The organism is Pantoea sp. (assembly GCF_032114055.1).
Classification (GTDB): domain Bacteria; phylum Pseudomonadota; class Gammaproteobacteria; order Enterobacterales; family Enterobacteriaceae; genus Pantoea.
Map to the genome: position 1 here is coordinate 163,209 of NZ_DAMCTB010000004.1, position 8,391 is coordinate 171,599.

4 protein-coding genes are annotated in these 8,391 nt (G+C 55.8%); 1 reads left to right on the forward strand and 3 read right to left on the reverse strand.

The genetic code is table 11. The features are described from left to right. Window positions 1-975 precede the first annotated feature (975 nt). A complete protein-coding gene (gene rcsC, locus RT657_RS09070; RefSeq protein ID WP_313653922.1) occupies window positions 976-3,828 on the forward strand; it encodes a two-component system sensor histidine kinase RcsC in 2,853 nt (950 codons plus the stop codon). 47 nt (window positions 3,829-3,875) lie between these two features. Here rcsC and rcsB read toward each other — a convergent pair whose 3' ends face one another. Genes rcsB through RT657_RS09085 form a run of 3 tightly spaced genes read right to left on the reverse strand, consistent with a single transcriptional unit; the run spans window position 3,876 to window position 8,359 of the window. After that, a complete protein-coding gene (gene rcsB, locus RT657_RS09075) occupies window positions 3,876-4,526 on the reverse strand; it encodes a response regulator transcription factor RcsB (RefSeq protein WP_313653924.1) in 651 nt (216 codons plus the stop codon). A gap of 1 nt (window position 4,527) precedes the next feature. Further along, the gene (gene rcsD, locus RT657_RS09080; protein WP_313653926.1) at window positions 4,528-7,185 is read right to left on the reverse strand and encodes a phosphotransferase RcsD; all 2,658 of its coding nucleotides are present in this window, start codon (window positions 7,183-7,185) and stop codon (window positions 4,528-4,530) included. A 19-nt stretch (window positions 7,186-7,204) separates the two neighbouring features. Continuing rightward, the gene (locus RT657_RS09085; RefSeq protein WP_313653928.1) at window positions 7,205-8,359 is read right to left on the reverse strand and encodes an MFS transporter; all 1,155 of its coding nucleotides are present in this window, start codon (window positions 8,357-8,359) and stop codon (window positions 7,205-7,207) included. Between the last annotated feature and the right edge of the window lie 32 nt (window positions 8,360-8,391).

Consider the following 8,391-nt stretch of genomic DNA (forward strand, 5'->3'; position numbering starts at 1 on the left):
CTGGCGTGGACGCTTTGCTCTTCGGGCATGGCGGGTCTTTCTGTTTCAGGCTTTTATATCGCTTTAAGAGGGCGGTTCCATACGGTCCGGGGCGGGGGATGAGGTGCTGTGAGCCGGGTGGTGCCGAAAGGCCCGCCACGCCCGATCGCAAAGGAGGCTCGCATCCCTGCGGATCGGCCACGCCATCCCTGGCGTGGACGCTTTGCTCTTCGGGCATGGCGGGTCTTTCTGTTTCAGGCTTTTGTATCGCTTTAAGGGGCCGGTTCCAGGCGGCCCGGGGCGGGGGATGGGATGCTGTGAGCCGGGTTGTGCCGAAAGGCCCGCCACGCCCGATCGCAAAGCAGGCCCGCATCCCTGCGGATCGGCCACGCCATCCGTGGCGTGGACGCTTTGGCTTCAGACGTGGCGGGTCTTTCTGTTTCAGGCTTTTGTATCGCTTTAAGGGGCCGGTTCCTGACGGTCCGGAGCGGGTGATGGGATGCTGTGAGCCGGGTGCTGCCGAAAGGCCCGCCACGTCCGATCGCAAAGGAGGCCCGCATCCCTGCGGATCGGCCACGCCATCCCTGGCGTGGACGCTTTGCGCTTCGGGCATGCGGGTCTTTCTCGTTGAGCTTTGGTGTCGCTTCAGGTGGGTTGGCGTATTGAGAAGGACTTGCAGTTGATGTGAGAGGGGATGAAGCACTTTGAGCCGGGTCTTTCTGGTTGTCGCTTGTGTGCCGCTTTCAGTAAGCCGGCTTTGGGCGGATCGTTCTCGTTTCAGAAGTCGCGTCGCTTTATATTGTTATAAATGGGTGTCTGTTACAGGGGCAGAAGCGACTGCCTGATGCAGACGTTAACGATGTTGTTACGCTGTCCTAAAAACGTCTCAAACCACCTGCTAAGCCTGCGGCTGGCTGGCTTTTTACGCCCGATAAAGCTAGTGTATGAGCATTAAAAATCGACGATGCGACTAACCTTGCCAACTGCGAGTTACCTTTGAAATATCCTGTCTCTTTCCGCACTACGCTTCGCATCTCGCGTTATCTTTTCCGCGCGCTGGCGCTGCTAATCTGGACGCTGGGCGCTGTTCTGACGGCGTTTTACATTATCAGCGTGCTGCATAATAAAGAGACGCAGGTTCGTCAGGAGTTTGCCAGCAACTACGGCACAATACAGTGGTATGTACGTCATTCAGCGGACATGGTACGCGAGCTGAAATATATCACTGAGAATCGCTTAACCAACGCCAGCAGCGGGCTGGACGTGCTGACAGGCATCATGCCGGGCAAAGCCACCCAGCCACAGTTTACGCCGCTGTTTTCCGATGGCGACTGTACCGCGATGAGTAACACCTGGCGCAATTCGCTCGACTCCCTGAGTTATTACATCAATTACTGGAAAAGTAACTTCGCCTCGTCGTATGAGCTGAACCGGGTGTTCTTTATCGGTGGCGAGAGTCAATGTCTGGCCGACTTCACCATCGGCAGCAGCAATGCCGACCGGGAGCGTAGTCTGAAATCGCTGCGTGAAAATGTGCTGCGCTACCGCAACAGCAGCGAGGAAGATCGTCGTAACCCGATGTACTGGATCAACAGCAGCGCGCAGCCAGGCGTCGGGACCTTTTATATGATGGTGCCGGTTTATGTGGCAAATAAGTTACAGGCGCTGCTGGGTGTTGAGCAGAATATCCGGCTGGATGAGTTTATTCAGCCTGGCAGCCTGCCTATTCTCGCCTCGATTACGGATGAAAATTATCGGCCGCTGCTGAATTCGCGACGTGGCGGACTGGGCTTCTCGCTCACTAATCTGCCTGATGATAAAACCTGGTTCGGCTACCTGAACGGGTATCGCCAGCTGGTGCTGAAAAAGCCACTGCCGCCTTCAGATCTCAACGTGGTCTGGTCAATCCCGACCGACGCGATGGTGGATCAGCTTAAGCTGATGATCATTAACGCGCTGCTGCTTAATATTTTCAGCGCCGTGATCCTGATTACTCTGGCCTGGATATTTGAGCGCCGGATGTTCCTGCCGGCGGAAGAGAATGCCCATCGGCTGGAGGAGCATGAGCAGTTTAACCGTAAGATTGTCGCTTCAGCGCCGGTCGGGATCTGCATTTTACGCACCAGTGACGGCACCAATATTCTGAGTAACGAGCTGGCGCACAACTATCTGACGCTGCTGACTCAGGAAGACCGACTGCGGCTGAATGAAATTATCGGCGGACAGCAGGTTAACTTTGTCGATGTGCTGACCGGCAGCAATACCAACCTGCAAATCAGTTTTGTTCATTCGCGCTATCGTAACGAGAACGTGGCGATCTGCGTGCTGGTTGATGTCTCGGCGCGTGTGCGGATGGAGCAGTCTCTGCAGGAGATGGCCCATGCGGCAGAGCAGGCCAGTCAGTCAAAATCGATGTTCCTTGCCACGGTCAGCCATGAGCTGCGAACGCCGCTCTATGGCATCATCGGAAACCTTGATCTGCTGCAGACCAAAGAGCTGCCCAGCGGGATTGATTCGCTGGTGACGGCGATGAATAACTCCTCCAGCCTGTTGCTGAAAATCATCAGCGATATTCTCGACTTCTCGAAAATTGAGTCGGAGCAGCTGAAGATTGAGCCGCGTCCATTTGCTCCGCGGGAAATTGTCACCCATATCGTCGGTAACTATCTGTCGCTGGTGGTAAAAAAGCGGCTGACGCTCTACTGCTTTATTGAACATGATGTTCCGCAGGTGCTGGATGGCGATCCGCTGCGCCTGCAGCAGGTGATTTCGAACCTGCTCAACAACGCCATCAAGTTCACGCACACCGGCTGTATCATTCTGCACGCCTATGTGGAGCAGGGCTATCTGGCGTTTCGCGTGCGTGATACCGGTGTGGGGATTTCGGCCAAAGAGCTGCCTCGCCTGTTTGACCCCTTCTTCCAGGTAGGGAATGGCGTGCAGCGTAATTTCCAGGGCACCGGGCTGGGGCTGGCGATCTGTGAAAAACTCATCAATATGATGGATGGTGATATCGAGGTCGACTCCGAGCCGGGCATGGGCAGCCAGTTCATCGTGCGCATTCCGATCTACAAAGGGCAGAAGCCGTCACTGCTGCTGCTGGAAGATTTGCAGGACAAGAAGGTCTGGCTGGCGATGCGCAACGACTACCTTGCTGCTTTCATTACGCGGCAGATCCAGCAGCAGGGCATCCAGGTGGCGGAGTACAACGGTAAGCCTGACCCCGATGATGTGGTGATGACCGACTACGATTTCGTACCCGATATGCCGCTGCGTGCGCTGGTCACTTTTGATGGATCGCATGTGGATATGCCGCGCGAACGTCAGCCCGGACACTGGGTCCACTCGACCGCCACGCTGCATGAGGTTCCGGCGCTGCTGGCACGCATTTACCGGATTGCGCTGGGACAGGATGCGGCGGATGCACTGCTGCTTGCCGTGCCGGTCGAAGAGAAGGTGCATAACGATGACATCATGGTACTGATTGTCGATGATCATCCCATCAACCGTATGCTGCTGTCGGAACAGCTGGGCACGCTGGGCTACCAGGTGAAGACCGCGCAGGATGGCGTCGATGCGCTGAATGTCCTCAGCCGAAATGAGATTGATATCGTACTTACCGACGTCAACATGCCCAATATGGATGGTTATCGTCTGACACAGCGATTGCGTCAGCTGGGCCATCTCTTCCCGGTTATCGGTGTCACGGCGAATGCGCTGGCGGAAGAGAAACAGCGTTGTATGGATGCGGGTATGGATAACTGCCTGTCGAAACCGGTGACGCTGGATGTGCTGAAAGGTTCGCTGGCGATCTATGCAGAGCGGGTACGTAAAACGCGGGCAAAATAGGGCAGGAGAGGAGAGAGACGGTACGGCTGTACCGTCTCCTGAACGCGTTACTCTTTTTCGACCTGCGTCTGGCTGACAGAAGACAGGTAGTTCAGCAGTGCGATATCGTTATCCACGCCCAGCTTCATCATTGCTGATTTCTTCTGGCTGCTGATGGTTTTGATACTGCGGTTCAGTTTTTTGGCGATTTCGGTCACCAGGAAGCCTTCAGCAAACAGACGCAGCACTTCGCTCTCTTTGGGTGACAGACGTTTGTCGCCGTAACCGCCCGCGCTGATCTTCTCCAGCAGTTTTGCCACGCTTTCCGGCGTATATTTCTTGCCTTTCTGCAGTGCAGCCAGTGCTTTTGGCAGATCCGTTGGTGCGCCCTGTTTCAGCACGATCCCTTCGATATCGAGATCCAGCACGGAGCTAAGGATCGCCGGGTTATTGTTCATGGTAAGAACAATAATCGAGAGGTCAGGATAGTGACGTTTGATGTATTTAATCAGCGTGATGCCATCGCCATACTTCTCACCTGGCATAGAGAGGTCGGTGATCAGGACGTTAGCGTCAAGTTTGGACAGATTGTTAATTAGTGCTGTTGAGTCTTCGAACTCACCTACAACGTTGACCCATTCAATTTGTTCCAGAGACTTTCGGATACCGAAAAGGACAATTGGATGGTCATCGGCAATAATTACGTTTAAGTTATTCATCTTATTGGTTACCTTGCTGCAGCAGTTGATTGACGTAAGCGTCAATATCACTGGTGGTATTTTTAATGTCTGAATCGTCACACACTTTAATGTGGTGTTCTAACTCTTCACAAAGCTGTTTGCCGGGCGTCAGATTGAGCATGGCAAACACGCCCTTCAGGCGATGCGCTGTCTGAGCAAGCGAAGCGTAGTCCTTTTCCGCCGACTCAGTATACAGTCTCTTCACATCATCCGGTACTGTCTCCGTAAACAGCTGGAAATAGCCGCCGCTCATCAATGGCGTGGCTGCGTCGTCTTCCGTGTCATTATCCATCACGTCATACGACAGTTGCTTCTCAATCAGGGCCAGCAATGCATCAAGCAGCGCATTGCTGAGATTGAAATTAACCCGATACTGCTGGTCATTGAGTGCATGATGCCCCAGTTCATCCTCTGCCAGCAGCAGCGCCCAGCCGCTGAGCTTCTGGGGATCGTCGGTGACCAGCACATCGTGATCCTGACCGGAGATACGCTCGTCGGGCGTCAGACAACGCGCTCCCCAGTTTTCCAGATGGCGGCAGACGATCTTATGCACGTCCTCTACGGTGATCTCCACCAGCGCGGTCACGCCATCCAGAATTTTTTCCTCTTCTTCTTCCTGCTTCTGCTCCAGAACCAGCGGCAACTGCATATTGTAGCGCGTGCCGATATCCGCTTTCGCCACAATATCGAGGCTGCCGCCCATCTGTTTGCAGAGCTGCTTGCACAGGAAGAACGCCATACCCGACGCCTGTCCGTAGCGATCCTGACTGGTGTCACCCAGGAACGGGAAATCAACGTTAGCCAGCTCATCCACCGTCAGTCCGGCTCCGGTATCAACCAGTTCGATGAGCAGTCTGTCGGGCTGCTTTTCTGTCGTCTTCACTTCCAGGGTGATTTTTCCCCAGCGGGTGGTTGTCAGCGCATAGTGCATCAGCGTGGTCAGCACCTTGCGCAGGGCGCGACGGTCGCCGAAGCGCATCTCGTCGTTCGCCAGATGGTTATTCACCACCAGCGACAGCCCCTTGCGGCGCATCAGCGGCAGGCTCTCCAGCGCGATCTCATCCAGCAGCTCCTGGAGGTTGAAGACGGTCGCATCCGGTGACCAGTCGTGCGCCTCCAGCCGGTTCAGCAGAACGATATCATCCACCAGTCGCACCAGTCCCTGGCTCTCATCGAGCAGATCCAGCACGGTTTCATCTGCGTCACGCTGACTCAGCTGCACCAGCTGGGCGACCATCTTCTCCAGCGGCTGATTCAGTGCATGGCCCAGATTATGCAGCAGTTGCTGCCGCATCTGATGGTTGCGATCCAGCACCTGTTGCGCCTTCTGCAGTTTTTTGTTCACCAGCAGCTCGCGATCCTGATCGCGCATCATAAACAGCTGCGTATGGGGCGACAGCACGCTGCGGGCGTGGCGGATCTCATACACTTCGTTGTTGATCGTGGCCTGGAGCACGCCCTGGTGCTGGTCGGACATATTGATAATCTTCTGCAGATTAAGATGCGGCAAAAGATGTTCGGCAATTTTATTGCTCAGCAGGGTGCGGTTGCTGGCAAAGTCATAGACCAGCAGCCCGACCGGCAGGCTGGCCACAATCTCTTCATTCAGTATCCGCAGCGAGTCGAGTTCCGCGCTCTGGTTTTCACTGGGACGCAGCGACTGCTGACGCAGCAGCACGATCCCCGCCAGCGACAGCAGGAACAGGAGCAGGTTAATCAGCAGCGGCCAGAGCAGATTGTAGAGACTGTCGAGGATCAGGCGGGTAATGGGCACCTGATAGACCAGCTGCAGCGAGGTGCTGGGCAGGGTCGCCGTGATCTCAATATTGGGGTTAACCAGCGAAATGCGGGTATTTTCCATCTCCTGCTGGTCACTGCTGCTGGCAGGCAGGGTGCTGTCCTGACGCAACTGGAAATTCTCCAGCGGCATGTTTTGCGGAATCAGGTCGTTAACCGGCAGATCAAAGGCGACCACTGTTGCCAGATGGCCCGGCTGATTAAAGGTCGTGCGCAGCGTAAAGTAGTGGTCGTTCTGAAAAGCGAGATGGCGCAGCGGCGAGAAACTTTCCCGTTCATCCAGCGCATTGGCCTGCTGCAGCATCTCCGCGCGGCGTCCATCAACCATGGAGTTGATAGCACTCTCTTTATAACGCGTCGCCATGTCTTTCAGCGGCAGGGTCGAGATCATAATCAGGCTGTTATCCTGACCGTTGAGAAAGTACATAGACCAGGTGGGATTTTCCGCGCCCCATAGGGTGTCGAGATAGTTCGACATCCGCATCGTCATATCCAGCGTGCTACTGTCGTGCGAGCCGAAAATCAGCGCTTCGGTTTTACGCCGGGTTTTTTCCAGGTAATAGACATCAGGACGCAGTCGCGTCTCCTGCAGATTGCTGCCGGGTGTCGCTCCCGCCGCGCTGGTGGAGAGATTTTCATAGATCTGCCAGGTCGCAAAGCGATAGGCGTCAATGCGCTTCTGCACGTCACGCGCCAGATCGTCCATGGCATACCGTTTTCCGGTGAGCCAGGCATTCACCGAGTTGTGCACCATGAAGCCCAGCGCCAGCAGGAGCACCAGATTGAAAACCACAAAAAAGCGGGTGACGTTGCCGGAGGTCAGTGGAAACTTATACAACATAGCGTGTCAGGTACCTGAATTATCGCGCAACTTTTCGCGCACTGGCGGCTACCGCTAACAGCAACAGGGCAATCACTAAAAATGCACCACTGAGGCTGATCCATTGCGAAATGAATCCGATTAAAGCCGGACCTGAGAGAATACCCGCATATCCCAGCGTTGTCATGGCAGAAATCGCCAGGTTCGCAGGCATATCCCGTTGATTACCCGCAGCATTGAACAACATCGGTACCGTGTTAGATAAACCAAAGCCGACCAGCAGGAAGGCGAGCAGGGCGATCGCCGGCCAGGGCAGCCAGACGGCCAGGCTCATGCCCACCGCCGCAGTCAGCGCACCCGTCAGCATCACCGGATAGCGGCCAAATCGTGAAATGACTTTATCGCCACTGAAACGCCCCAGCGTCATCGCTACCGAGAAGATCGCATAACCCAGTCCTGCATAAGCTGGCGTCATGGCCGGATTCTGCAGCAAAAGTAGTGCGCCCCAGTCCAGTACGGCGCCTTCTGCCAGGAACAGGATAAAGCAGAGCAGGCCAAGAAAGGCGACCCAGCCGCGCGGGATCACCAGCCAGGGCTGATCGGGCTGGTGCAGACGCTCATTCATCAATACCGGCAGTCGCCACAGCAGCAGTATCAGCATGACTGCCATGACCACCAGCGTGGCAGCCAGCGGGGTAAAGGACTGGCTCAGCAGCAGACTGACCGTACCTGCGCCCAGAATCCCGCCCAGGCTGAAAAAGCCGTGAAAGCCGGACATCATGGGTTTTCCGGCGGCCTGCTCGACTTGCACCGCCTGATAGTTCATCGCCACATCCAGCATGCCCAGCCCGGCACCAAACAGCATCAGCGCCGCCGCCATGACCAGATGCGAATCTGCCGTGGCCAGCAGCGGCATCATCAACAAAACTAACAGCGTCGAGAAGGCCATCACCCGGCGGCAGCCGAACCGCGCCACCAGTGTGCCAGTCACCGGCATGGCGGCAAGCGACCCGATTCCCAGACAGAGCAGCAAAGCGCCCAGAGAGGCGCCGCTGAGCTGCAGGCGATCGCGGGCAAAGGGAACCAGTGGTGCCCAGGCGGACATGCCTAACCCATTGACCAAAAAAATGGTGCGCGTGCCCCAGTTCAGGCGGCTCTGCTGTTTATGTTGTTGTGCAGCGTCCAGTGCGGTCATAGGTCAGATTCATCAAAGGTAAAGCGGAAAAG

What these genes read in the sequence shown, in the direction of transcription:
- RT657_RS09085 (WP_313653928.1), bottom strand. Translation starts at nt 8,359, where the DNA reads ATGACCGCACTGGACGCTGCACAACAACATAAACAGCAGAGCCGCCTG.
- rcsB (WP_313653924.1), bottom strand. Translation starts at nt 4,526, where the DNA reads ATGAATAACTTAAACGTAATTATTGCCGATGACCATCCAATTGTCCTT.
- rcsD (WP_313653926.1), bottom strand. Translation starts at nt 7,185, where the DNA reads ATGTTGTATAAGTTTCCACTGACCTCCGGCAACGTCACCCGCTTTTTT.